Below are 24,860 nucleotides of genomic sequence, written 5' to 3' on the forward strand. Positions count from 1 at the left end.
CAACCATGAAATTCAAACTCGCCCTGATTAGCGCAGCGATGATTTCTGTCAGCATGCTTTCCGGTCAGGCCTTTGCTGCCCAGAAGTATGAAATTGCCGTTGTGGCTAAAGTGACCGGGATCCCGTGGTTCAACCGCATGGAAACCGGTGTCAACGAAGCGGCAAAGAAACTGGACGTCAATGCTTACCAGACCGGGCCATCTACCCCCGATCCGGCGCAGCAGGTGAAAGTGATCGAAGATCTGATCGCGAAAAACGTTAACGCCATCATCGTGGTGCCAAACGACGCGAAGGTGCTGGAGCCGGTGCTGAAAAAAGCGCGCGACAAAGGCATTGTGGTACTGACCCATGAGTCCCCGGACCAGCAGATTGGGCAGTGGGATATTGAAACCATCGACAGCGAAAAATATGCGCAGGCTAACGTCGATGAGCTGGCAAAAGATATGGGCGGTAAGGGCGGTTACGCGATTTATGTCGGTTCGCTGACCGTGCCGCTGCACAACGCCTGGGCTGATTACGCCATCAAATATCAAAAAGAGAAGTACCCGGATATGTTTGAAGTCACCTCGCGCTTACCGGTGGCAGAGAGCATTGATAAATCCTATGCCACGACCCTGGACCTGATGAAAACCTACCCGGATCTGAAAGGGGTGATTGGTTTCGGATCCCTTGGGCCGATTGGCGCAGGGCAGGCCGTTCAGAAGAAACGCGCGAAGGATAAACTGGCGGTTGTTGGCATCGCGATGCCGGCGCAGGCTGCTCCTTATCTGATGCGCGGCGATATCAAAAAAGCACTGCTGTGGGACCCGCGTGATGCCGGTTACGCACTGGTGACCGTCGCCGACCAGCTGCTGCAAGGAAAAGAAGTCACGTCCGATCTCTCTATCGAGGGGCTGGGCAAAGCCGATGTTGATATGAATAAGAAAGTGATCCGTTTTAATAAGATCCTCGAAGTGACAAAAGAAAACGCTAAAACACTCGGTTTCTGAGCCTTACTGGCCACACCAGGGAACCGGAACGCCGGCCATTCAGGCCGGCTCTTCCGCCGCAGATTTCATCCTCGCGTCCTTCACGGGCGCTGGCAGAGGTATTGTCGATGACCGACCCCACCGCATTTATCACTCTTGAGAACATCAGCAAGCAATTCCCGGGCGTGCTGGCGCTGGATAGGGTGAATTTAACCCTCAAAAAAGGTGAAGTTCACTGCCTGGCAGGGCAAAACGGCTGCGGGAAAAGCACCATTATTAAAGTGATTTCCGGCGTTTATCACCCGGAAAAGGGCGGCAGTATTCAACTTGATGGCAAGCTCTTTCATCAGTTGACGCCACAGCTCTCCGCCCATTACGGCATTCAGGTGATCTATCAGGATCTCTCGTTATTCCCCAATTTCAGCGTGGCAGAAAATATCGCCCTGCATCGCTATCTGCCCGGCGGTGATATCTGGGTACGCCGCGGTGCGATGCGCAAACAGGCGTTGGCCGCAATGGCACGCATTGGCGTGCGCCTCGATCCGGATAAAAAGGTCGAAAAACTCTCTATTGCTGACCGCCAACTGGTGGCGATCTGCCGTGCGATTGCCGCCGAAGCCCGGCTGGTGATTATGGATGAACCGACGGCGTCATTAACTCGCCATGAAGTAAATGGCTTACTGCGCGTGGTCAATGAACTGAAAGCCGCCGGTATCTGCGTTGTATTTGTTAGTCACCGCCTCGATGAAGTGATGGAAGTGGCGGATCGCATCAGCGTAATGCGCGACGGCAAGCTGGTCGGCACCTGGCCTGCCAGCGAACTTGATAGTCACGAACTGGCGTATCTGATGACCGGGCAGCGTTTTCACTACAGCCCACTGCCGGAAAAACCGCCGGTCGACCAGCCGCCAATGCTGGAACTGCGCCACTTAAGCCGTAAAGGCAAGTACCGCGATATCAATCTTTCACTGCGCAGCGGCGAGATCGTCTCGATTGTCGGGCTGTTGGGCTCCGGGCGTACCGAGCTCTGCATGAGCCTGTTTGGCATGACCAAACCGGAAGATGGCGAAATCCGCATTAATGATAAGCCGGTGAAACTGCGCAATAACCATGACGCCATTCGCCATGGCATCGGCTATGTCTCGGAAGATCGCTTAACCCAGGGGCTGATTATGGAGCAGTCAATCTATGACAACACCATTGTCACCGTTTTCGACAAGCTTCATACCCGCAGCGGCTTGCTCGATCACGCTAAAGCCGGGCAACTGGTCAATGACCTAATCAGTAACCTGAATATCAAAGTCTCCGACCCGCAGCTGCCGGTGAAAACCCTCTCCGGCGGCAATGCTCAGCGTATTGCTATCGCCAAATGGGTCGCCACCCAGCCGCGGATCCTGATCCTCGACTCGCCAACCGTAGGCGTCGACATCGCCAACAAAGAGGGCATCTATCAGATCGCCCGCCAGCTGGCAGAGCAGGGAATGGCAGTATTGATGATTTGTGATGAAATCCCGGAAGCCTATTACAACAGCCACCGCGTGCTGGTGATGCGCCGGGGTGAACTGGTGGCGGAGTTCAACCCGCACCGCTGTAGCGAAGAGGAGATCGCGGAGGTGGTCAATGCGTAACTCGCTCGCCCGCTTGATCGGGCAACATGAGTTCTGGCTGGGTGTGCTGGTGGTTGCACTGGCGGTTGGCCTGACAATCCGTACCGATGAGTTTTTCACCCTCGGCAATTTAACGGATGTCGCCACCAGTTATGCGATCCTCGGCATCCTGGCCTGCGGGCTGTTTGTCGTGCTCATCTCTGGCGGCATCGACATCTCCTTCCCGGCAATGACGGCGATTGCGCAATACGCGATGGCCAGCTGGGTAATTGCCCACGGCGGCAACTTTGTCCTCGCGCTGACATTAGCGATGGCGGTCGGCTTACTGCTCGGCTTGATCAACGGCTTCCTCGTCTACTGGCTGCGCGTACCGGCCATCATTATCACCATTGCCACCCTGAACCTCTTTTACGGCCTGCTGGTCTACGCCACCAAAGGCACCTGGCTGTATGGCTTCCCGGACTGGTTTATGAACGGCGTCAACTGGTTCACCTTTACCGGTGCGGATGGTTATGACTATGGTCTGACCCTGCCGCTTATCTGCCTTGGCGCGACGATTATTTTTACCGCCGTGCTGATGAACTACACCCGTCTGGGGCGGCAAATCTACGCCATGGGGGGCAACCGTGATGCGGCGTCCCGTCTCGGGCTAAATCTGCTGAGGCTGCACTTCTATGTCTACGGCTATATGGGCATTCTGGCGGGCGTTGCGGCGGTGGTGCAGGCGCAGATCACCCAATCGGTGGCACCCAACTCGCTGTTTGGTTATGAGCTGACGGTGCTGGCGGCGGTGGTACTTGGCGGAACCAGCATGTCCGGCGGGCGCGGCACCTTAATCGGTACGCTGCTCGGTGTGATTCTGCTCGCCTTCCTGCAAAACGGTTTAACGCTGCTTGGCGTCTCCTCTTACTGGCACACGGTCTTTAGCGGCGCCATCATTCTGGTCAGTATCAGCGCCACCGCGTGGCATGAAAAACGCAAACTCGCAAGGGAGCTATAAGATGAAATCCATCGTCCGAATCCTGCCCGGTGATGCCATCATCCGCTTGCAGTGTGTGATTATTATTGGCGTTGCGCTGATCTTCTCCTTCCTGCTCGGCGGGCGCTTTTTCAGCGTTGCGAACTTCCAGTCCATTGGATCGCAGCTGCCGATCCTTGGCATGCTGGCGCTCGGCATGGGGATAACCATGCTCACTGGCGGCATCAACCTGTCGATCATTGCCGGGGCTAACGCCTGTTCGCTGGTGATGGCAGCGGTGATTGTGATGCACCCGGATAATCCGCTCTTCCTCGCGTTAGCGCTGTTTGCCGGGCTGCTGACGGCGGTGGCGATTGGCGTGCTGAACGGCACCTTAGTTGCCTGGGTGGGCGTCTCGCCGATCCTCGCGACCCTCGGCACCATGACGCTTATCTCCGGGCTCAATATTCTGCTCTCTAACGGCACGGTGATCTCCGGCTTCCCGGCGGCGATCCAGTATCTCGGGAACGCCACGATTGTCGGTATTCCGGTGGCACTGCTGCTCTTTTTAGTGGTGGCATTATTGCTGTGGGTGCTGCTGGAACACACCACGCTCGGGCGCAGCCTCTACCTGGTGGGCTCGAATGAACAGGCAACGCGCTACAGCGGTGTCAACACCGTGCGCGTGCAGATCGCGGTGTATGTCATCTCCGCGCTGCTCGGCTGGGTTGCCGCCATTCTGATGATGGCAAAATTTAACTCCGCGAAAGCGGGGTATGGCGAATCCTATCTTCTGGTAACCATTCTGGCCTCGGTGCTCGGTGGCATTAACCCGGACGGCGGCTTTGGTCGCGTGCTCGGGCTGGTGCTGGCGCTGGTGGTGCTGCAGATGCTGGAAAGTGGCTTTAACTTATTAGGTATCAGCAGCTATCTGACGATGGCGCTCTGGGGCGCAGTGCTGATCCTCTTTATCGCATTACAGAATCGTAAAGCCTGATTTCGGGAGAAAAACCATGGCGAGCTACTTTATTGGTGTGGATGTAGGGACCGGCAGCGCCCGTGCGGGCATCTTTGATCTGACGGGCCGCATGGTCAGCCAGGCCAGCAGGAGCATTGAGATCTATCGCCCGCAGGCCGATTTCGTCGAGCAATCCTCAGACAACATCTGGCAGGCGGTGTGTAACGCCGTGCGTGATGCCATCAACCAGGCCGATATCAACCCGATTCAGGTTAAAGGGCTGGGCTTTGACGCCACCTGTTCGCTGGTGGTGCTGGATAAAAAGGGTAACCCGCTGACCATCAGCCCCTCCGGGCGCAGCGAGCAGAACATTATCGTGTGGATGGATCACCGCGCCATTGCGCAGGCGGATCGCATCAACGCCACCCATCACCGGGTGCTGGATTATGTCGGCGGTATTATCTCGCCTGAGATGCAGACGCCAAAACTGCTGTGGCTGAAACAGCACATGCCGAACACCTGGGCGAACGCCGGCTTCTTCTTCGATCTCCCCGATTTTTTGACCTGGCGCGCCACCGGCGATGACACCCGTTCCCTCTGCTCGACGGTGTGTAAATGGACCTATATGGGCCATGAAGATAAGTGGGATACCAGCTACTTCCGCCAGATTGGCCTTGAAGATCTGCTCGAACATGATGCGGAGAAAATTGGCCGCTACGTGAAAACGATGGGTGAACCGCTTGGTCGCGGGCTGTCGCAGCGCGCGGCTACCGAGATGGGGCTGATGCCGGGCACGGCGGTCAGCGTGTCTATTATCGATGCTCACGCCGGGACGCTCGGTACGCTGGGTGCCAGCGGCCCCTCTGGCGAGATGGCCGATTTTGACCGCCGCATCGCGCTGATTGGCGGCACCTCCACCGGTCACATGGCGATTTCACCGCAGGCGCGCTTTATCGGCGGCGTCTGGGGGCCATACTACTCGGCGGTGCTGCCGGGCTACTGGCTGAATGAAGGTGGGCAGTCGGCAACCGGGGCGCTGATCGATCACGTCATTCAGTCTCACCCCTGTTACGAAACGCTGCTTGCGCAAGCTAAAACCCAGGGGCAGACCATCTATGAAGTGCTGAATGCGCTGCTGCGCAAAATGGCGGGTGAGCCTGAGAATATCGCCTTTCTGACACGCGATATTCATATCCTGCCGTATTTCCACGGCAACCGCTCCCCGCGCGCCAACCCGACGCTGACCGGCGTAATTAGCGGGCTGAAACTGTCGCGCACGCCGGAAGATATGGCGCTGCACTATCTGGCGACCATTCAGGCTATCGCCCTCGGTACGCGCCATATTATCGAGACCATGAATCAAAGCGGTTACAGTATTGATACGGTAATGGCGAGCGGTGGCGGCACTAAAAACCCAATCTTTGTGCAGGAGCACGCCAATGCCACCGGCTGCGCGATGCTGCTGCCGGAGGAGAGCGAGGCGATGCTGCTTGGCGGGGCAATGATGGGCACCATTGCTGCCGGCGTGTTTGACAGCTTCCCGGAGGCGATGTCGGCGATGAGCCGCATTGGTAAAACAGTGACGCCGCAGACCAACCGCATCAAGCTCTATTACGACCGTAAATACACCGTCTTCCATGAGATGTACGCCGATCATATGAAGTACCGCGCGTTGATGCAGGAGGAGGCATGAGCGAAAGCTGGCAGCAGGCGTGCAATGCCTGGCGTATCTACAGCGAAGAGATGGCGGCACTGAGCCGCCACCTTGATCCCGCGACCTGGGCGGCGTTGATGGCGGAACTGCGCGGCTGCAAAGGAAAGATTGTCGTTACCGGCGTCGGCACCTCCGGCATTGCAGCGCGTAAAATTGCCCATATGCTGGCCTGTGTTGAGCGCCCGGCCATCTACCTGAATGCCACCGATGCCGCGCACGGCGATCTCGGTTTTATCGGACCAGATGATTTAGTGATTATGCTTTCGCGCGGCGGTAACTCGGAAGAGCTGACCCGTTTGTTGCCGGGGTTAGCAAGGAAAAATACGCCGATTCTCTGCGTGACGGAGAACCCGGCTTCGGCGATTGCGCTCGCATCAAGGCTTGTGATCTCTACCGGCGTACAGCGCGAGATCGATCCGCTTAATATGCTGGCGACCACCTCCATTGTGCTGGTGCTGGCGATTTTTGATGCCGCCTGCGCCTGTCTGATGAGTGAAAGCAGTTACTCGAAAGAGACACTGCTCGCCGTACACCCCGGCGGCGACGTCGGTTTAACGCTACGAAAAAAAGCGCCGTAAGGCGCTTTTTTATTACAACGATTCTTTCACTTTCGACACGCTGCCGGATGGCGGCTGACGCCTTATACGGCCTACAGATCGTCGCATAGGCCCGATAAGCGCAGCGCCATCGGGCATGTAATCAGAGGTCAGGAGAGCTTTGCCTGTTTTTCTATTTCACAGAGATATCTTTATCACCGATTTGAATATTCACACCGCCACTTCGGTTATTTTCAATGCGCATAACTAGATCTTTTTGCAGACATTTATCGCTGTCATTTCTAAAACAGATCATATCCTGTGTTTCTGAACTGAAAACCCGAATGTCACCTTCAGGTCTGTTTTGAAAGCCCGAGCCAGAGTTCCAGACGCTTATATACCAGTCGCCGTTTTTGGCCGGAGAAGGGATATTGAACTCTTTATGCAATTTACCTTTGTTCTCTTGCCACCACGCTATTTTCCCGTTTTCAGTAAAAGGCATATTTTTCACCGCAACATCAGAGAAATTGAGATTCTGTTTGGTTGCCATGATCTCGGGTTGCCTGAAAAATGCGAAGTTTATGAGAACGCTGATTAACAAAACGGTCACTGAGATAAGCGCTATCAGCGTCGTGAGATGAAGCGGCCTGGTCGAATTTGTTTGTCTGATTCTGAGCATTGTGTTCCGTCACAAATAAAAAAGGCACCCTGAGGGTGCCTTTTTTTGTAGGGCAATAGCAAGTTTCAATATGACCGAAGATTTAACCAATCGTCATCAGGCTGGCATTACCACCGGCTGCTGCGGTGTTGACGCTGAGGGAGCGCTCCAGCCACAGGCGTTCGAGCAGGATATTGGTTTCACCCCGCGCAAAGCCCTGAACGGAGACGATCGCGCCATCACGTGCCGCGACGCTTTCGCACAGATGCACCAGCTGATCGGAGTCACCGTGGAAGATCACTGCGTCGAACGGCTGCGCCATCAGGCTCTCCGCTTTAGCGAATGTGATCCGCTGGCTGACGGTTTCCGGCAACTGCTTAGCCAGATCGCGGTGCAGCGTGTCATCCTGCCATAGCGCCGTGCTGCCCGATGCCAGCACGGCAGCCAGCTGTACCAGCGCATCCTGCTCGTTATCGGCCACGCAGAGTACGCGCTCGCGCGGTGCCAGCGTCCAGCTGTTGCGCTCCCCGGTTGGGCCTGGCAGCAGTCGCTGCGTACCCGCCTGCGCCAGTTCGCTGAACTGCTCGCACACCTTGTTTAATTCCGGGCGCTGCGTGGCGGCCCACGCGGTCAGCGCCGCCAGCGGCTGAGTCAGCACGGCTTTCACCTGTGCATCCAGCGGGCGCTCGGCGTCGTGGCGCGACAGGGTTTTCAGCACCGCCTTCTCCGGGCGGCTGCTCAGCAGGCGATAGAGATAGAGCGGCCCACCGGCTTTTGGCCCGGTGCCCGACAACCCTTCGCCGCCAAAGGGCTGCACGCCAACCACGGCGCCGACCATATTGCGGTTCACGTAGAGGTTCCCCACGTGGGCGTTTCCGGTGACCTGCGCGATGGTTTCATCAATACGCGTGTGGACACCCAACGTCAGACCGTAGCCGGAGGCGTTAATCTGCTCCAGTAGCTGATCGAGCTGGTTACGTGAATAACGCACCACGTGCAGCACCGGGCCGAAGATCTCTTTTTTTAGCTCGTCAAAGCTTTCCAGTTCAATCAGTGTTGGCGGCACAAACGTGCCGGTGCGCCACTCGCGGGCATCTTCGCTGTTTTCACGCACTGCCTGGTAGACGGTGCGGCCTTTCGCCTGCATCGCCTGAATATGCTTCTCAATATTGGCTTTGGCTTCGGCATCAATCACCGGGCCGATGTCGGTGGAGAGGCGCCCTGGATTGCCCATCCGGCACTCGGCCATCGCGCCGCGCAGCATGGTCAGCGTATGGTCGGCGATATCCTCCTGCAGACAGAGCACGCGCAGCGCCGAGCAGCGCTGACCGGCGCTGTCAAACGCCGAAGCGACCACATCAATCACTACCTGCTCCGTCAGCGCCGAGGAGTCGACAATCATCGCATTCATACCGCCGGTTTCGGCGATAAGCGGTGTTGGGCGGCCATGGGCATCCAGGCGGGTGGCGATGTTGCGTTGCAAGAGCGTGGCGACATCGGTGGAGCCGGTAAACATCACGCCGCGCACGCGCGCATCGCCGGTCAGCTGTGCGCCCACAGTTTCACCGCGGCCAGGCAGCAGTTGCAGTACGCCTGCCGGTACGCCCGCTTCAAGCAGGATCTTCACGCCCTGGGCGGCAATCAGCGGGGTCTGCTCCGCCGGTTTCGCCAGTACGCTGTTACCGGCCGCCAGCGCGGCGGCAATCTGCCCGGTAAAGATCGCCAGCGGGAAGTTCCACGGGCTGATACAGACCACCGGCCCAAGCGGGCGATGGGTCTCATTATCGAAATCGCTGCTGACCTGGCCTGCGTAGTAGTGCAGGAAATCGACCGCTTCACGCACTTCCGCAATCGCGTTGCTGAAGGTTTTGCCCGCTTCACGCACCAGAATACCAATCAGCGTTTGCAGATTGTCTTCCATCAGCACTGCGGCGCGCTGCAGAATGGCGCCACGCTCCTGCGCAGGCGTAGCAAACCAGATTGGCGCATGGTTAACCGCGTTCTCCAGCGCCTGGTTCACCTGCGCTTCACTCGCTTCCACCACATAACCGACAATATCTTTCGGCTCTGCCGGGTTGATCACCGCAATTGCTTCGCCCTCCATTACAGGTTCTTCGAGCATCGGATGGGCGTACCACTTCTGCGCCGCGCTATTAAGCAGGGCAGAGGAGAGGGAAGCCAGACGGTGTTCGTTCGCCAAATCGAGACCGGCCGAGTTGATGCGGCCTTCGCCATAGAGCGCGCGCGGCAGGGCAATTTTCGGATGCGGCAGGCCAATCTGGCCCTCCTGGGCGGCGAGTTTTTCCACTTCCGTAACCGGGTCGGCGACCAGCGTATCGAGCGGGAGCGTGTTATCTGCAATACGGTTAACGAACGAGGTGTTGGCTCCATTTTCCAGCAGACGGCGCACCAGATAGGCCAGCAGGGTTTCATGGGTACCGACCGGGGCGTAAATACGGCACGGACGGTTGAGCTTGCCATCGGCGACCTTGCCGACCACCTGCTCATAGAGCGGTTCGCCCATCCCGTGCAAGCACTGGAACTCGTACTGGCCCGGATAGTAGTTCTGCCCGGCCAGTTGGTAGATCGCCGCCAGCGTATGGGCGTTATGGGTCGCAAACTGTGGATAGATCAGGTTCGGCACCGCCAGCAGTTTCTTCGCGCAGGCAAGATAGGAGACATCGGTGTAGACCTTGCGGGTATAGACCGGGTAGCCCTCAAGACCTTCCATCTGCGCACGTTTAATTTCGCTGTCCCAGTACGCGCCTTTCACCAGACGGATCATCAGACGACGACGGCTGCGGGTTGCCAGCTCAATCAGATAATCAATGACAAACGGGCAGCGCTTTTGGTAGGCCTGAATCACAAAGCCGATGCCGTTCCAGCCCGCCAGCTCTGGCTCGAAGCAGAGTTTTTCCAGCAGGTCGAGGGAGATCTCCAGCCGGTCCGCCTCTTCGGCATCAATGTTGATACCGATGTCGTACTGACGCGCCAGCAGGGTTAAGGATTTCAGACGCGGATAGAGTTCGTCCATTACGCGGTCATACTGCGCACGGCTGTAACGCGGATGCAGCGCCGACAGCTTGATGGAGATGCCCGGTCCTTCATAGATGCCGCGGCCGTTAGAGGCTTTACCAATAGCGTGGATCGCCTGCTGGTAAGAGACCATGTAGGCCTGCGCATCGGCAGCGGTCAGCGCCGCTTCGCCGAGCATATCGTAGGAGTAACGAAACCCTTTCTCTTCAAGCTTACGGGCATTGGCCAGCGCTTCGGCGATGGTCTCGCCGGTCACAAACTGCTCGCCCATCAGCCGCATCGCCATATCGACCCCTTTGCGGATCAGCGGCTCGCCGCTCTTGCCGATAATACGGTTCAGCGAACGGGAGAGATTGGCTTCGTTGTGGGTAGAGACCAGGCGGCCGGTAAACAGCAAACCCCAGGTAGCGGCGTTCACAAACAGTGAAGCGCTGCGGCCAATATGGGATTGCCAGTTGCCGTTACTGATTTTGTCGCGGATCAGCGCATCGCGCGTCGCTTTATCAGGAATACGCAGCAGCGCTTCGGCGAGACACATCAGCGCCACACCCTCCTGCGAGGAGAGGGAGAACTCCTGCAGCAGGCTCTGTACCATGCCCGCGCGGCCGGTCGCGGTTTTTTGGTTACGCAATTTTTCGGCCAGCTGGTAAGCCAACTTATGGGCGCTCTCTGCCACCGGCTGCGGCAGGCGCGCCTGCTCAAGCAGCATGGGTACGGCATCAGTTTCCGCCCAACGCCAGGCGCTGGTGATCGCCGCCCGGGAGACGGACTGCGGCAGGATCTGCTCGGCGAAGTCGAGGAATGGCTGCGGACTTTCGTCAATCACCGCACTTGCCTCATCCTCCTGCACGTTATGCGCCTGTGCGCCTGCCAGCTCCGGTAATCCTTCGCTGCTCTCCAGCTTTTCGAGGAAATTAAAAATGGCTTGTTTAATTAACCAGTGTGGCGTGCGGTCAATGGTCGCTGCGGCAGCTTTAATCCTTTCGCGCGTGGCGTCGTCAAGCTTGACCCCCATGGTGGTGGTGCCCATGCGTTGCTCCTGTTCATATGGTGTTTTGCACAATAGGCTGAAATATCCACCATGTTGCAACTTTGTGCAACCTTGTTAATTGTGAGCTGGCTGGCAAGGTTATAAATGAATGAATTGTTAATTATCTTAAGAGGCGATGAGAGGGCTGCAATTTGCCTCTAGCCCAGGATTTATGCGGTTGCTAACACTTTTCAAAGGTGCAACCTTTAAAATTGTGACGGAGTGCAACCTATAACAAAATCCTATTCCTGATGGGATATCTTCGATGTAAATGGTGTGTTAAATCAATTGTGAATAACGGAGGCTTCCGGCAGGATACGGGCGCTTCTAATAATACATACGCACCGTCGCTACGTTCCGGCGATGGATAAAAGCGGCAAATAGACATTTGTCGACGAAGATCCTGGAGACTATTTTGATGGCAATAAGCACACCGATGATGGTGACCTTTCTTATTTATATCTTTGGCATGATCCTGATCGGTTTTATTGCCTGGCGATCAACAAAAAACTTTGATGACTACATTCTCGGCGGTCGCAGCCTTGGGCCATTAGTCACGGCATTATCAGCCGGTGCATCTGATATGAGCGGCTGGTTACTGATGGGGCTGCCAGGGGCGATCTTTATCTCCGGTATCTCTGAAAGCTGGATCGCGATTGGTCTGACCGTCGGTGCCTGGGTCAACTGGAAACTGGTGGCAGGGCGCCTGCGCGTTCACACCGAAGCGAACAATAATGCCCTGACCCTGCCTGACTACTTCACCGGCCGCTTTGAAGATAATAGTCGGCTGCTGCGCATTATCTCTGCGGTGGTGATTCTGGTCTTCTTCACCATTTATTGTGCCTCCGGCATTGTGGCGGGTGCGCGTCTGTTCGAAAGCACCTTCGGCATGAGCTATGAAACGGCGCTGTGGGCCGGGGCGGCGGCAACCATTCTTTATACCTTCATTGGCGGTTTCCTTGCCATCAGCTGGACCGACACCGTCCAGGCCAGCCTGATGATCTTCGCTCTGATCCTCACCCCTGTGATTGTGATTATCTCCGTCGGCGGTTTTGGTGATTCGCTGGAAGTGATCAAGCAGAAGAGCATTGAAAACGTCGATATGCTCAAAGGTCTCAACTTTGTCGCCATCGTCTCGCTGATGGGCTGGGGGCTGGGCTACTTCGGTCAGCCGCATATTCTGGCGCGCTTTATGGCGGCCGATTCCCACCACACCATCGTGCATGCGCGTCGTATCAGTATGACCTGGATGATCCTCTGCCTGGCGGGTGCGGTGGCGGTCGGTTTCTTCGGCATCGCTTACTTTGATACCAACCCGTCGCTGGCGGGCGCGGTAAACCAGAACGCCGAGCGTGTCTTTATTGAGCTGGCGCAGGTGCTGTTTAACCCGTGGATTGCCGGTATTCTGCTCTCTGCGATCCTCGCGGCGGTGATGTCGACCCTAAGCTGCCAACTGTTGGTCTGCTCCAGTGCGATTACGGAAGATTTCTACAAAGCGTTCCTGCGTAAAGGCGCCAGCCAGAAAGAGCTGGTGTGGGTTGGCCGTGCAATGGTGCTGGTGGTCGCGCTGGTGGCAATCGCGCTGGCGGCAAACCCGGACAACCGCGTGCTTGGCCTGGTAAGCTACGCATGGGCCGGTTTCGGTGCGGCGTTTGGCCCGGTGGTTCTGCTTTCGGTGATGTGGTCACGTATGACGCGCAACGGCGCGCTGGCGGGGATGATTATCGGCGCGGTCACCGTTATCGTCTGGAAACATTTCGGCTGGCTGGGGCTGTATGAAATCATCCCTGGTTTTATCTTCGGCAGCCTTGGGATCGTCGTCTTCAGCCTGATCGGTAAAGTGCCGTCTGCCGCCATGCAGCAGCGCTTCGCAGAGGCGGATGCCCATTACCGCTCTGCGCCCCCGGTTCGCGCAATGGTCAAGTAACTATTCACTTAATAAAACCCGCTGCGGCGGGTTTTTTTGTTGCTAAATCATGGAGATTACGCTGATATCTTCCGACAACTAACCGTGAGGGCAGGGGAATGAAAACAATAAAATTGGCTATGGCATTGATGGTGGCTGGTCTACTGGCGGGCTGTAATGCGCCGGCGCAAAAGCCGCAACCTATGGCGCAACAGTGCGCACCGGCGGATCGGATGGAGCAAACGACGCTCTATTTCGGCCTTAATCGCCCGGCAGGTAACGCGATCACCGCCGAGGAGTGGCAGCAGTTTGTCGATGGCGATGTAACGCCGCGTTTTCGTGAGGGGTTAACGGTGTTTGACGCGCGCGGCCAGTGGCTTGGCAATGATGGCAAAGTGGCGCGGGAGCCGAGTAAAGCGCTGATGCTGATTCACGCCGCGGACGCGCAAAGTGATAAAAATATTGATGACCTGCGCGGGATTTACAAATCGCGTTTCGCCCAGGAGTCGGTGATGCGCGTCGATCAATCGGTCTGCGTACAGTTCTGACAGCGTCCCTCTCCCGCAATGGGAGAGGGAAATCACACCTTAGAGCACCACACCGGCAAACGCTGCGGAGAGCAGGCTCACCAGCGTCGCGCCATACACCAGCCGCAGGCCGAAACGCGAAACCGCATTACCCTGCTGCTCGTTCAGCCCCTTGATGGCACCCGCGACGATGCCGATGGAGGCAAAGTTAGCGAAGGAGACCAGGAAGACCGAAAGAATGCCCAGCCCGCGCGGGCTCATCTGCGGGGCAACCTTTTGCAGCTCAATCATCGCCACAAACTCATTCGCCACCAGCTTAGTTGCCATAATGCTGCCTGCCGAGAGCGCATCGCTCAACGGGATGCCAATCAGCCACGCGAACGGGTAGAAGACATAGCCGAGCAGTTGCTGAAAGCTAATGCCAAACAGCGCTGAGAAGAGGGCGTTAACGGCGCTGATCAGCGCGATAAAGCCAATCAGCATCGCCAGGATTATCATCGCCACTTTAAAGCCCGCGAGAATGTATTCCCCAAGCATCTCGAAGAAGCTTTGCGATTCGTGGAGCTTCGCCAGCTTGATCTCCGCTTCCTCCTGCCCGCGCGACGGGTTGATCACCGACAGAATGATAAAGGTGCTGAACATATTGAGCAGCAGCGCCGCGACCACATATTTCGCATCAAGCATCGTCATATAGGCACCGACAATCGACAGCGATACCGTCGACATCGCCGTCGCCGCCATGGTGAACATCCGGCGTGAGGAGAGATCCGCCAGAATACCTTTATAGGCAATGAAGTTCTCCGACTGGCCGAGGATCAGCGAGCTAACGGCGTTGAAGGACTCCAGCTTGCCCATGCCGTTAAGCTTCGAGAGCAGCGTGCCAATCAGACGAATAAAGATTGGCAGAATGCGCCAGTGCTGCAAAATGCCAATCAGCGCCGAGATAAAGACGATAGGGCAGAGGACGCCGAGGAAAATAAACGCCAGCCCTTTTTCGCTCATGCCGCCAAAGACGAAGCCGGTCCCTTCGGCGGCGAATTTCAGCAGCATTTCAAAGAAGCCGGAGACATATTTAATCAGCGTTAATCCGCTCTGGGCGTGCAAAAAGAACCAGGCCAGTGCCAGTTCAATCACAATCAGTTGCAGGATGAAACGAAACGGAATGCGCTTGCGGTCAAAACTCACCAGCCAGGCCAGCGCGAGGATCACCCCCAGCGCCAGCAGGAAATGTAAAAAATTGAGCATAGTTGGGTGTAGCCAGGTAAACGAAACGGGCGTTTATTTAGCCACAGGCGTGAGGGGCGGTAAACAGAAAGATAATGCTTCGTTAGCTAACTTTTTTCTGCTTTTCAACGGCTTCTGCATAAGACGAATAAGAGATTCGTTAGCCTGCTAGCCGGTTACATCCGGTTATCATTCTCAACATATTTTTCGCTTGAGTTTCTTTCTTGCGTAATGATAATCACTATCAATGCAATTTACCTTTCTTTGCAACCTTTGACGGTGCATAACACAAGGGCGGTTCTATGTTTGTCCCATTCCTCATTATGTTGCGTGAGGGCCTTGAAGCGGCCCTGATTGTCAGCCTGATCGCCAGCTACCTGAAACGCACCCAACGCGGGCGCTGGATAAGCGTGATGTGGGTCGGTGTTTTTCTCGCTGCCGCGCTCTGCCTCGGGCTTGGCATCGCCATTAATGAAACCACCGGCGAGTTTCCGCAAAGAGAGCAGGAGCTATTCGAAGGCATTGTCGCGGCAATAGCCGTGGTGATCCTTACCTGGATGGTTTTCTGGATGCGCCGTGTGTCGCGCAACGTCAAAGTGCAGCTGGAGCAGGCCGTCGATAGTGCGCTGGCGCGCAGTAATAACCACGGCTGGGCGCTGATCCTGATGGTCTTTTTCGCCGTCGCCCGCGAAGGGCTGGAGTCAGTCTTCTTCCTGCTGGCAGCGTTTCAGCAAGATGTTGGCATCTGGCCGCCACTCGGCGCTGTGCTGGGCCTCGCTACCGCCGTAGTGCTCGGTTTTCTGCTCTATTGGGGGGGCGTGCGCCTAAATCTCGGTGCGTTTTTCAAATGGACCAGCCTGTTTATCCTCTTTGTCGCCGCCGGTCTTGCCGCCGGTGCGATCCGCGCTTTCCACGAAGCGGGCTTGTGGAACCACTTCCAGGATGTGGCCTTTGATTTAAGCAACGTGCTGACCACCCATTCGCTGACCGGCACACTGCTGGAGGGCATTTTTGGTTACCAGGAGACGCCAAGTGTCAGCGAAGTGGCTGTCTACTTCCTCTATTTAATCCCGGCGCTGGTGCTGTTTGTTTTACCGCCGCGCGCCGGCGCGCAGCCATCACGAGCGGCACCATAAGTCTCCATAACAATTCTTAGTTACAACACACTTATTAAAGGGAAGGATCATGGCAACTCTTTTTCGACGTAGCGCAGTACAAATCGGGGTCGCCGCGCTGATGGCGTGTGCGTTTGGGGCACAGGCAGCGGATGTGCCGCAGGTAAAAGTGACGGTGACAGATAAGCAATGCGAACCGATGAACCTGACGGTCAACGCGGGCAAAACACAGTTTGTGATCCTCAACCACAGCCAGAAAGCGCTGGAGTGGGAGATCCTTAAAGGCGTGATGGTGGTTGAAGAGCGCGAAAACATTGCGCCGGGCTTCAGCCAGAAGCTCACCGCCAACCTGCAGCCGGGCGAGTATGAGATGACCTGCGGCCTGTTAACCAACCCGAAAGGCAAACTGGTGGTCAAAGGGGAAGCGACGGCGGATGCGGCGAAAGGGGATGCGCTGCTGAGCCTTGGCGAGGCGATCACCGCCTATAAAGCCTATGTCGTTGGCGAAACCGCGCAGCTGGTCACCGGCACCAAAGCCTTTACCGATGCGGTGAAAGCGGGCGATATCGAAAAAGCGAAATCGCTCTACGCCCCGACGCGCCAGCACTACGAGCGTATTGAGCCCATTGCTGAGCTCTTCTCCGATCTCGATGGCAGCATCGATGCCCGTGAAGATGATTACGAGCAGAAGGCCGCCGATCCGAAATTCACCGGTTTCCATCGCCTGGAGAAGGCACTGTTTGGCGATAACAGCATCAAAGGCATGGAGAGCTACGCCGATAAGCTCAATCACGATGTGCTTGAACTGCAAACCCGCATTAATGAACTGGCCTTCCCGCCGTCAAAAGTGGTCGGCGGTGCAGCTGGGCTGATTGAAGAGGTGGCGGCGAGCAAAATCAGCGGTGAAGAGGATCGTTACAGCCATACCGACCTGTGGGATTTCCAGGCCAATATCGAAGGCGCGCAGAAGATCGTTGACCTGCTGCGTCCGCAGCTGCAAAAAGAGAACGGCGCGCTGCTTACGAAAGTGGATGCCAACTTTAAGAAAGTGAATACCATTTTAGCGAAGTACCGCACTAAAACGGGCTTTGAGACCTATGACAAGCTGACCGATGCCGATCGTAATGCGCTGAAGGGGCCAATCACCACCCTGGCGGAAGATCTGGCGCAGCTGCGCGGCGTACTTGGGCTGGATTAATCATGAAGCAGCATGATGAAAACGACGTCAGCGAACCTTCGCGGCGTCGGTTATTAAAAGGGATGGGCGCACTGGGTGGCGCGCTTGCTCTCGCTGGCGGTTGTCCGGTGGCGCATGCGGCGAAACCGCAAAGCGCGCCGGGAACCCTTTCGCCCGATTCGCGTATGGAAAAGCAGCCGTTCTATGGTGAGCATCAGGCGGGCATCTTAACGCCGCAGCAGGCCTCGATGATGCTGGTGGCGTTTGATGTGCTGGCGACGGATAAAGCCGATCTTATCCGTCTGTTTCGCCTGCTCACCGAACGAATTGCCTTCCTGACGACGGGCGGCCCGGCACCGGAAACGCCAAACCCGCGCCTGCCGCCGATGGATTCCGGCATTCTCGGGCCGTTTATCGCCCCGGATAACCTAACGATGACGGTCTCGGTTGGTTCTGCGCTGTTTGATGAGCGCTTTGGTCTCTCGGCGCAGAAAACCAAGAAGCTGCAGAAGATGATGCGTTTTCCTAACGACTCTCTTGATGCCGCGCTCTGTCATGGCGATCTGCTGCTGCAGATCTGCGCTAACACGCAGGATACGGTGATTCACGCGCTACGCGATGTGATTAAACACACGCCGGATCTGCTCAGCGTGCGCTGGAAGCGGGAAGGGTTTATCTCAGACCACGCTGCGCGCAGCCGGGGGAAAGAGACGCCGGTAAATCTGCTCGGCTTTAAGGATGGCACGGCAAACCCCGACAGCAGCAATGCGCCGCTGATGAATGAGATCGTCTGGGTGACCAGCGATCAGGATGAGCCGGCATGGGCGGTTGGCGGCAGCTATCAGGCGGTGCGCATTATCCAGTTCCGCGTTGAGTTCTGGGATCGCACACCGCTGAAAGAGCAGCAGACCATCTTCGGGCGAGATAAGCAGAGCGGCGCGCCGCTCGGTATGCAGCATGAGCACGATGTGCCCGATTACGCCAGCGATCCCGAGGGCAATGTTATCGCTCTCGACAGCCATATCCGCCTGGCAAACCCGCGTACGAAAGAGACGCAGGCGAACCTGATGATGCGCCGGGGTTACAGTTACTCCCTGGGCGTTACCAACGCTGGTCAACTGGATATGGGCCTGCTGTTTGTCTGTTACCAGCACGATCTGGAGAAGGGCTTCCTGACCGTACAGAAGCGGCTCAATGGTGAAGCGCTGGAGGAGTATATCCGGCCCATCGGCGGCGGTTTCTTCTTCGCGTTACCCGGCGTGAAGTCAACCCAAGGCTATCTTGCCCAGTCTCTGCTCGAAGCGTGAAGATCCTATCCTGCCCGCCCGGGCAGGATATTCTGTTATCTGTAGCAATTTGACATACTTTTTCTGCCATCCACGCATAATTTTAATGTATTACAAAGTATCTGTTATATTTCTGTAATATTCATCGAAGAGACTCTGTGAAACGACGCAGAGTGCGTAGCTGTTAATGTTTAGTAAAAAAATTGTTGCATTGATGCTACGCTTTAGAAGAGCAGTTCATTCGGTTATCCCTGCGGTGATGAAGTCTTCTGGAGATCGCGGATGGTAAAGTGCTGTAGTGGACAGACAAAACGACCTCGCAAAACCCGGCCCGGGGAGCGCATCTCCGGCAACGACTTTTTCGCCCCTGATTTCTCCTCCTGCTGTTTTTTAACTCCTTCTGACGATGTGGCAGACGGTTTTGCTGTTCGTTGCGCCATGTCATTTTCAAAGGCAAGCCATGGCTTACAAGGAAGCCAACCCTCAGACGTTCGTGCGCATAATCGCGTCGATTTCGATGCGTGTGATGTAAACCAACAACTCAAGGTGCTATCCATGGGAAGACAGAAAGCAGTGATCAAAGCTCGTCGTGAAGCGAAACGCGTGCTGAGACGTGATTCACGTAGCCATAAACAGCGTGAAGAAGAGTCGGTCACCTCGCTTGTGCAGATGAGTGGTGTAGAAGCAATTGGCATGGCGCGGGATTGCCGTGATAACTCTCCGATTGCTGCCCGCAATGAGGCTCAGGCGCATTATTTACATGCGATTGAGACGAAGCAGTTGATTTTCGCCACTGGCGAAGCGGGTTGTGGGAAAACGTGGATTAGCGCGGCGAAAGCTGCAGAGGCTCTGATCCATAAGGACGTGGAGCGGATTATCGTGACCCGGCCGGTCCTGCAAGCTGATGAAGATCTCGGCTTCTTACCCGGCGATATCTCGGAGAAGTTCGCACCCTATTTCCGGCCCGTCTATGACGTGCTGTTGAAACGTCTTGGTGCGTCCTTTATGCAATACTGCCTGCGCCCGGAAATTGGCAAGGTAGAGATCGCGCCGTTCGCCTATATGCGCGGACGTACGTTTGAAAATGCGGTGGTCATTCTTGACGAGGCCCAGAATGTCACCGCTGCGCAAATGAAGATGTTTTTAACGCGCCTCGGGGAAAACGTGACCGTGATTGTCAACGGCGATATCACCCAGTGCGATCTGCCCTCCGGTGTTAAATCGGGGCTGAGCGATGCGCTGGCACGTTTTGAAGAGGACGAGATGATTGGTGTGGTGCGCTTTAATAAAGACGACTGCGTACGCTCCGCCCTCTGCCAGCGCACGTTGAAAGCCTACGATTAAGCGGTGCGCAAGATCCAGTTAGCGTTAAAACCCGGGAAACCGGGTTTTATTTTTTGTGGGGCAGGGAAAGCGCGATCTCGTACGCCTGGCGTGTAGGCCTGATAAGGCGTAGCCGCCATCAGGCATTTGGACATGGTATGGTGTTGGCCCAGACGCGTAGGCCTGATAAGGCGTAGCCGCCATCAGGCATTTGGATATGGCACGGTGTTGGCTCAGGCGCGTAGGCCTGATAAGGCGTAGCCGCCATCAGGCACTGGCTCAGGTGCCGATGCGTGCGCCGGGGGGGCTTGACTCGCTTCGCTCGCCCTGCGGGCAGCCCGCTCACTGCGTTCGTGGTCTGTCCAACGGGTTTCACCCGTTGTCGAACCCCGGTCGGGAGTTCTCATCCCCCCTGGCGCGGAGGTATATGCGAAAAAAAAGCCCGCATTTTCATGCGAGCTCTTCTTCGAATAATGGCGGTGAGGGGGGGATTGACTCGCTTCGCTCGCCCTGCGGGCAGCCCGCTCACTGCGTTCGTGGTCTGTCCAACGGGTTTCACCCGTTGTCGAACCCCGGTCGGGGGTTCTCATCCCCCCTGGCGCGGAGGTATATGCGAAAAAAAAGCCCGCATTTTCATGCGAGCTCTTCTTCGAATAATGGCGGTGAGGGGGGGATTCGAACCCCCGATACGTTGCCGTATACACACTTTCCAGGCGTGCTCCTTCAGCCACTCGGACACCTCACCACATTGTATTGCCACCCGCCATACAGGAGGGCAACGGGGCGCTACTATAGGGAGTTGCGCTGAAGCGGTCAAGCAGATTTTCAGCCCTGATGATTGTTCGCTTAAGGTGTGAGCAACGGCGTGGATTAGCGGTGGAAATGTCGGGATTTGCAGGGATAAAAATGCCGGATGGCGCTCACGCTTATCCGGCCTACGGAATAGTGCAGATTTGATGGTCGGGAAGGGGCAAACAAGTAGGCCTGATAAGGCGCAGCCGCCATCAGGCATTTAGACATGGCACGGTGTTGGCCTGGACGCGTAGGCCTGATAAGGCGCAGCCGCCATCAGGCATTTGGACATGGCACGGTGTTGGCCTGGACGCGCAGGCCTGATAGGGCGTAGCCGCCATCAGGCACTGGCTCCGCTGCCGATGCGTGCGCCGGGTGGGGATTGACTCGCTTCGCTCGCCCTTCGGGCAGCCCGCTCACTGCGTTCGTGGTCTGTCCAACGAGTTTCACCCGTTGTCGAACCCCGGTCGGGGGTTCTCATCCGCCCTGTTCGGGGAATATAAAAGAAAAAAGCCCGTACTTTCGTACAGGCTCTCATCTTGAATAATGGCGGTGAGGGGGGGATTGACTCGCTTCGCTCGCCCTGCGGGCAGCCCGCTCACTGCGTTCGTGGTCTGTCCAACGGGTTTCACCCGTTGTCGAACCCCGGTCGGGGGTTCTCATCCCCCCTGGCGCGGAGGTATATGCGAAAAAAAAGCCCGCATTTTCATGCGAGCTCTTCTTCGAATAATGGCGGTGAGGGGGGGATTCGAACCCCCGATACGTTGCCGTATACACACTTTCCAGGCGTGCTCCTTCAGCCACTCGGACACCTCACCACATTGTTGTCCCGATGTCGTCGGGACGGGCGCTAATGTAGGGAAAACCCGTAACCGCGTCAATCTTCTTTTGCAATAAATTAGTGCGTTTAGACAAACTTCAAACAACCTGCTTCTTAAACGTTCTGAAAACGCCTTTTTTCTCGCCTTGGCACTAAACCCACGCGCTGAAGAGGATATTTGTTATGCTTATCAGCCGCATAAAATGCCTCACCGACAACAAAACCGGAGTGCCGATGGAGATCCTCTTTTACCACCCCTCATTTGATAACGCCTTTTGGGTGAATGCCCTGCGCGACGCGCTGCCGGATGCCCGCGTACGCGTCTGGGCGCCGGGCGATAACGCCCCAGCCGATTACGCGCTGGTCTGGCATCCGCCCGTTGAGATGCTGGAAGGGCGGAAACTAAAAGCAGTGTTTGCCCTCGGCGCAGGTGTTGATGCGATCCTCGGGCAACTCAAGGTCCATCCGCAGATGCTCGACGCTGCGGTGCCGCTGTTTCGCCTTGAAGACACCGGCATGGCGCAGCAGATGCAGGAGTATGCCGTAAGTCAGGTGCTGCACTGGTTCCGCCGCTTCGATGATTATCAGGCGCTTAAAGGCGAGGCGAAGTGGCAACCGCTTGAGGAGTATGCGCATGAAGATTTCACCGTCGGCATTCTTGGTGCCGGCGTGCTGGGTGCAAAAGTCGCCGAAGCGCTCCTTAAATGGGGATTCCCGCTGCGCTGCTGGAGCCGCAGCCGAAAAGATTTGCCGGACGTCACCAGTTTTGCCGGCGCGCAAGAGCTTGGGGAATTCCTGCAGGGGACGCGGGTATTAATCAACTTGCTACCTAATACGCCAGAGACCGCAGGCATCATCGATCGCTCCCTGTTGGCACAACTGGAAGAGGGAAGTTATCTGCTCAACCTCGCGCGCGGCGTACACCTTGTGGAAGCGGATCTGTTACAGGCGCTTGAGAGTGGCAAGGTAAAGGGCGCAATGCTGGATGTCTTCCGTGAGGAGCCGCTCCCCGCTGACAACCCGTTGTGGGCGCACCCGCGCGTCGCCATTACCCCGCACATCGCTGCCGTGACGCGTCCGCAGGAAGCGATTACTTATATTTGCCGCACTATCCGCCAGCTTGAGCGGGGTGAGCCGGTGAGCGGACGCGTTGACAGAGCGCGAGGATATTGAGATAAGCCCGGCCACGCCGGGTTTTCATTAAACTGCATAACAATAGCTGCTATTCTTGCGCAATTGACTACAGGAGTGAGCCATGTACCCCGTTGACCTGCATATGCACACCGTCGCCAGCACCCATGCTTACAGCACGCTGCATGACTATATTGCCGAGGCGAAACGCAAAGGCATTAAGCTCTTCGCCATTACCGACCATGGCCCGGACATGGCCGATGCCCCTCACCACTGGCACTTTATCAATATGCGCATCTGGCCGCGGCTGGTCGACGGCGTCGGCATTCTGCGCGGCATCGAAGCCAATATTAAAAACCGCGCCGGTGAAATCGACTGCACAGGGCCGATGCTCGACGCGCTGGATCTGATTGTCGCCGGTTTCCATGAGCCTGTTTTCCCGCCGCAGGATAAAGCAAGCCATACCGAGGCGATGATCGCCACCATAGCCAGCGGCAACGTGCATATTATTAGCCACCCTGGTAATCCGAAATTTGAGATTGATATCCCGGCGGTGGCCGCCGCCGCCGCGAAGCATGATGTGGCGCTGGAGATTAATAACTCCTCCTTTATTCACTCGCGCAAGGGCAGTGAAGTGAACTGCCGCGCCATTGCTGCTGCGGTGCGCGATGCGGGTGGCTGGGTGGCGCTTGGCTCCGACTCGCACACCGCCTTTACGCTGGGCGACTTCGCGGAGTGCCGCAAGGTGCTGGATGAGGTCGGCTTCCCGGAAGATCGCATCCTGAACGTATCCCCGCGCCGCATGCTGAGTTTCCTTGAGTCACGCGGCATGGCGCCGATTGATGAATTTGCTGAACTTTAATACTGACTGGAACGACTGAATGAACGAATTTTCTATTCTCTGCCGCGTGTTGGGCTCGCTTTTTTACCGTCAGCCGCAGGATCCGCTGCTGGTGCCGCTCTACACGATGATCCGCGAAGGAAAGCTGGCAGAGAGCTGGCCGCTTGAGCAGGATGCGCTGCTGGAGCGACTGCAAAAAAGCTGCGATGCCCAGACGCTGGCCGCCGATTACAACGCGCTGTTTGTCGGCGAAGAGTGTCGCGTCTCACCACTGCGCAGCGCATGGGTTGATGGGGCAAGTGAGACTGAAGTGCGCGAGTTTCTCTCCAGCCGCGGCATGCCGCTGAGCGCCGCGCCTGCGGATCATATTGGTACGCTACTGCTGGCAGCATCGTGGCTTGAAGATCACTCCGCGGAAGATGAGAGTGAAGCGCTGGAAACGCTCTTCGCGGATTACCTGCTGCCGTGGTGCGGCACCTTCTTTGGCAAAGTGGAAGCCCATGCCACCACGCCGTTCTGGCGCACGCTGGCCGAACTCTCCCGTGACGCAATTGCCGCGATGTGGGAAGAGTTGCAGGAAGAGTCAGATAGTGAAAAGTGATTTTAATCACAAATAATTTGCAACGATGATTTCGTTGTTTAAATTTATGTGGTGAATGTCACTTTTCAGCGGCACGCATCTGCTATGATGCGCGCCATGAACAGACTCTTCGCACTCGCATTAACGACAGGCATCCTCTCCGGTATTTGGGGCTGGGTTGCCGTCGCTTCAGGACTTTTAGGCTGGGCCGGTTTTCTGGGTTGCACGGCCTATTTTGCCTGCCCGCAGGGCGGGCTGAAGGGGCTTGCGATCTCTGCCTGCACGGTGATGAGCGGTCTCATCTGGGCGCTGGTGATTATGTACGGCAGCGCGCTGGCTCCCCACCTTGAGATTCTGGGCTACCTGGTGACCGGCGTGGTAGCGTTTCTGATGTGTCTGCAGGCTAAAAACCTGCTGCTCTCCTTCGTTCCTGGCACCTTTATTGGCGCTTGTGCCACCTTTGCCGGACAGGGCGACTGGAGAGTGGTGGCTCCTTCGCTGGCGCTGGGCCTGCTGTTTGGCTATGCCATGAAAAACAGCGGCCTGTGGCTCGCTTCTCGGGGCAACTCTTCCCGCGCGACGGCAGCGAAAAAAGCGTGATTAGGCGTTCGTTTTTACTCCCTGCATAACAATATTTCCTGCCGGCTCGCTTGCCGCTCCACCATTTCCGTTG

At 56.7% G+C, this 24,860-nt stretch carries 19 protein-coding genes and 2 tRNA genes; 16 read left to right on the plus strand and 5 right to left on the minus strand.

From position 1 onward, the window contains the following. The first annotated feature begins 5 nt into the window (after positions 1 to 5). The 6 genes from HF650_RS08980 (at position 6) to HF650_RS09005 (ending at position 6,783) form a co-directional block, all read left to right on the plus strand. Positions 6 to 989 carry an autoinducer 2 ABC transporter substrate-binding protein gene (locus tag HF650_RS08980; RefSeq protein ID WP_187802052.1) on the plus strand — a complete coding sequence of 328 codons (984 nt, stop codon included), beginning with the start codon at positions 6 to 8 and terminating at the stop codon, positions 987 to 989. Between the two features lie 107 nt (positions 990 to 1,096). After that, positions 1,097 to 2,596 (plus strand): sugar ABC transporter ATP-binding protein, encoded by a 1,500-nt coding sequence (locus HF650_RS08985; protein ID WP_187802053.1) that lies wholly within the window; start codon positions 1,097 to 1,099, stop codon positions 2,594 to 2,596. Next, positions 2,589 to 3,575: an ABC transporter permease gene (locus tag HF650_RS08990; protein ID WP_187802054.1), complete on the plus strand. Its 987-nt coding sequence runs from the start codon at positions 2,589 to 2,591 to the stop codon at positions 3,573 to 3,575. The genes HF650_RS08985 and HF650_RS08990 overlap by 8 nt, the downstream gene beginning before the upstream one ends. Before the next feature lies 1 nt (position 3,576). Next, a complete protein-coding gene (locus HF650_RS08995; RefSeq protein WP_187802055.1) occupies positions 3,577 to 4,530 on the plus strand; it encodes an ABC transporter permease in 954 nt (317 codons plus the stop codon). A 16-nt stretch (positions 4,531 to 4,546) separates the two neighbouring features. After that, positions 4,547 to 6,184, plus strand: coding sequence for an FGGY-family carbohydrate kinase (locus HF650_RS09000; protein ID WP_187802056.1), 1,638 nt, complete (start codon positions 4,547 to 4,549; stop codon positions 6,182 to 6,184). Next, on the plus strand, positions 6,181 to 6,783 hold the full coding sequence (locus HF650_RS09005) for an SIS domain-containing protein (RefSeq protein ID WP_187802057.1): 603 nt from the start codon (positions 6,181 to 6,183) through the stop codon (positions 6,781 to 6,783). Before HF650_RS09000 ends, HF650_RS09005 begins: the two co-directional genes overlap by 4 nt. 151 nt (positions 6,784 to 6,934) lie before the next feature. Here the strand turns inward: HF650_RS09005 and HF650_RS09010 are convergent, their stop codons facing one another. Both HF650_RS09010 and putA read right to left on the minus strand, forming a co-directional pair. Beyond that, positions 6,935 to 7,420, minus strand: a complete 486-nt coding sequence (locus HF650_RS09010; RefSeq protein WP_187802058.1) for a DUF943 family protein — start codon at positions 7,418 to 7,420, stop codon at positions 6,935 to 6,937. A gap of 82 nt (positions 7,421 to 7,502) precedes the next feature. Further along, positions 7,503 to 11,465, minus strand: a complete 3,963-nt coding sequence (gene putA, locus HF650_RS09015) for a trifunctional transcriptional regulator/proline dehydrogenase/L-glutamate gamma-semialdehyde dehydrogenase (protein WP_187802059.1) — start codon at positions 11,463 to 11,465, stop codon at positions 7,503 to 7,505. A 418-nt stretch (positions 11,466 to 11,883) separates the two neighbouring features. Between putA and putP the strand changes: the two genes are divergently transcribed. Next, positions 11,884 to 13,392 carry a sodium/proline symporter PutP gene (gene putP / locus HF650_RS09020; RefSeq protein ID WP_187802060.1) on the plus strand — a complete coding sequence of 503 codons (1,509 nt, stop codon included), beginning with the start codon at positions 11,884 to 11,886 and terminating at the stop codon, positions 13,390 to 13,392. A 98-nt stretch (positions 13,393 to 13,490) separates the two neighbouring features. Continuing rightward, positions 13,491 to 13,919, plus strand: coding sequence for a DUF3574 domain-containing protein (locus tag HF650_RS09025; protein WP_187802061.1), 429 nt, complete (start codon positions 13,491 to 13,493; stop codon positions 13,917 to 13,919). 39 nt (positions 13,920 to 13,958) lie between these two features. Here the strand turns inward: HF650_RS09025 and HF650_RS09030 are convergent, their stop codons facing one another. Next, positions 13,959 to 15,143, minus strand: coding sequence for a nucleoside transporter C-terminal domain-containing protein (locus tag HF650_RS09030; protein ID WP_187802062.1), 1,185 nt, complete (start codon positions 15,141 to 15,143; stop codon positions 13,959 to 13,961). 281 nt (positions 15,144 to 15,424) lie between these two features. Here HF650_RS09030 and efeU point away from each other — a divergent pair, with 281 nt between their 5' ends. From efeU to phoH, 4 genes are all read left to right on the plus strand, one after another. After that, complete coding sequence (gene efeU, locus HF650_RS09035) at positions 15,425 to 16,258, plus strand: iron uptake transporter permease EfeU (protein WP_187802063.1); 834 nt, start codon at positions 15,425 to 15,427, stop codon at positions 16,256 to 16,258. 49 nt (positions 16,259 to 16,307) lie between these two features. After that, the gene (gene efeO / locus HF650_RS09040) at positions 16,308 to 17,435 is read left to right on the plus strand and encodes an iron uptake system protein EfeO (protein ID WP_187802064.1); all 1,128 of its coding nucleotides are present in this window, start codon (positions 16,308 to 16,310) and stop codon (positions 17,433 to 17,435) included. Between the two features lie 2 nt (positions 17,436 to 17,437). Continuing rightward, complete coding sequence (gene efeB / locus HF650_RS09045; protein WP_187802065.1) at positions 17,438 to 18,721, plus strand: iron uptake transporter deferrochelatase/peroxidase subunit; 1,284 nt, start codon at positions 17,438 to 17,440, stop codon at positions 18,719 to 18,721. 534 nt (positions 18,722 to 19,255) lie between these two features. Beyond that, positions 19,256 to 20,044: a phosphate starvation-inducible protein PhoH gene (gene phoH, locus HF650_RS09050; protein WP_023481530.1), complete on the plus strand. Its 789-nt coding sequence runs from the start codon at positions 19,256 to 19,258 to the stop codon at positions 20,042 to 20,044. Between the two features lie 636 nt (positions 20,045 to 20,680). On the opposite strand, the gene HF650_RS09055 is transcribed toward phoH, so the two are convergent. Further along, a tRNA-Ser gene (locus HF650_RS09055) sits at positions 20,681 to 20,768 on the minus strand. Positions 20,769 to 21,545: 777 nt separating this feature from the next. Then, positions 21,546 to 21,633, minus strand: a tRNA-Ser gene (locus HF650_RS09060). 236 nt (positions 21,634 to 21,869) lie between these two features. On the opposite strand from HF650_RS09060, the gene ghrA reads away from it, so the two are divergent. The 4 genes from ghrA (at position 21,870) to HF650_RS09080 (ending at position 24,787) form a co-directional block, all read left to right on the plus strand. After that, positions 21,870 to 22,808 carry a glyoxylate/hydroxypyruvate reductase GhrA gene (gene ghrA, locus HF650_RS09065; protein WP_187802640.1) on the plus strand — a complete coding sequence of 313 codons (939 nt, stop codon included), beginning with the start codon at positions 21,870 to 21,872 and terminating at the stop codon, positions 22,806 to 22,808. Positions 22,809 to 22,890: 82 nt separating this feature from the next. Beyond that, the gene (locus HF650_RS09070) at positions 22,891 to 23,628 is read left to right on the plus strand and encodes a phosphatase (RefSeq protein WP_187802066.1); all 738 of its coding nucleotides are present in this window, start codon (positions 22,891 to 22,893) and stop codon (positions 23,626 to 23,628) included. Positions 23,629 to 23,647: 19 nt separating this feature from the next. Beyond that, the gene (locus HF650_RS09075; protein WP_187802067.1) at positions 23,648 to 24,208 is read left to right on the plus strand and encodes a molecular chaperone; all 561 of its coding nucleotides are present in this window, start codon (positions 23,648 to 23,650) and stop codon (positions 24,206 to 24,208) included. Positions 24,209 to 24,304: 96 nt separating this feature from the next. After that, positions 24,305 to 24,787 carry a DUF1097 domain-containing protein gene (locus tag HF650_RS09080; RefSeq protein ID WP_223284288.1) on the plus strand — a complete coding sequence of 161 codons (483 nt, stop codon included), beginning with the start codon at positions 24,305 to 24,307 and terminating at the stop codon, positions 24,785 to 24,787. Positions 24,788 to 24,860 lie beyond the last annotated feature (73 nt).

Origin of the sequence: Kosakonia sp. SMBL-WEM22, assembly GCF_014490785.1 — a bacterium.
Lineage (GTDB): Bacteria > Pseudomonadota > Gammaproteobacteria > Enterobacterales > Enterobacteriaceae > Kosakonia.

Bases quoted from the DNA above. Each gene is read 5' to 3' on its own strand.
- HF650_RS08980 (WP_187802052.1), top strand. From the start codon at position 6: ATGAAATTCAAACTCGCCCTGATTAGCGCAGCGATGATTTCTGTCAGC.
- HF650_RS08985 (WP_187802053.1), top strand. From the start codon at position 1,097: ATGACCGACCCCACCGCATTTATCACTCTTGAGAACATCAGCAAGCAA.
- HF650_RS08990 (WP_187802054.1), top strand. From the start codon at position 2,589: ATGCGTAACTCGCTCGCCCGCTTGATCGGGCAACATGAGTTCTGGCTG.
- HF650_RS08995 (WP_187802055.1), top strand. From the start codon at position 3,577: ATGAAATCCATCGTCCGAATCCTGCCCGGTGATGCCATCATCCGCTTG.
- HF650_RS09000 (WP_187802056.1), top strand. From the start codon at position 4,547: ATGGCGAGCTACTTTATTGGTGTGGATGTAGGGACCGGCAGCGCCCGT.
- HF650_RS09005 (WP_187802057.1), top strand. From the start codon at position 6,181: ATGAGCGAAAGCTGGCAGCAGGCGTGCAATGCCTGGCGTATCTACAGC.
- HF650_RS09010 (WP_187802058.1), bottom strand. From the start codon at position 7,420: ATGCTCAGAATCAGACAAACAAATTCGACCAGGCCGCTTCATCTCACG.
- putA (WP_187802059.1), bottom strand. From the start codon at position 11,465: ATGGGCACCACCACCATGGGGGTCAAGCTTGACGACGCCACGCGCGAA.
- putP (WP_187802060.1), top strand. From the start codon at position 11,884: ATGGCAATAAGCACACCGATGATGGTGACCTTTCTTATTTATATCTTT.
- HF650_RS09025 (WP_187802061.1), top strand. From the start codon at position 13,491: ATGAAAACAATAAAATTGGCTATGGCATTGATGGTGGCTGGTCTACTG.
- HF650_RS09030 (WP_187802062.1), bottom strand. From the start codon at position 15,143: ATGCTCAATTTTTTACATTTCCTGCTGGCGCTGGGGGTGATCCTCGCG.
- efeU (WP_187802063.1), top strand. From the start codon at position 15,425: ATGTTTGTCCCATTCCTCATTATGTTGCGTGAGGGCCTTGAAGCGGCC.
- efeO (WP_187802064.1), top strand. From the start codon at position 16,308: ATGGCAACTCTTTTTCGACGTAGCGCAGTACAAATCGGGGTCGCCGCG.
- efeB (WP_187802065.1), top strand. From the start codon at position 17,438: ATGAAGCAGCATGATGAAAACGACGTCAGCGAACCTTCGCGGCGTCGG.
- phoH (WP_023481530.1), top strand. From the start codon at position 19,256: ATGGGAAGACAGAAAGCAGTGATCAAAGCTCGTCGTGAAGCGAAACGC.
- ghrA (WP_187802640.1), top strand. From the start codon at position 21,870: ATGGAGATCCTCTTTTACCACCCCTCATTTGATAACGCCTTTTGGGTG.
- HF650_RS09070 (WP_187802066.1), top strand. From the start codon at position 22,891: ATGTACCCCGTTGACCTGCATATGCACACCGTCGCCAGCACCCATGCT.
- HF650_RS09075 (WP_187802067.1), top strand. From the start codon at position 23,648: ATGAACGAATTTTCTATTCTCTGCCGCGTGTTGGGCTCGCTTTTTTAC.
- HF650_RS09080 (WP_223284288.1), top strand. From the start codon at position 24,305: ATGAACAGACTCTTCGCACTCGCATTAACGACAGGCATCCTCTCCGGT.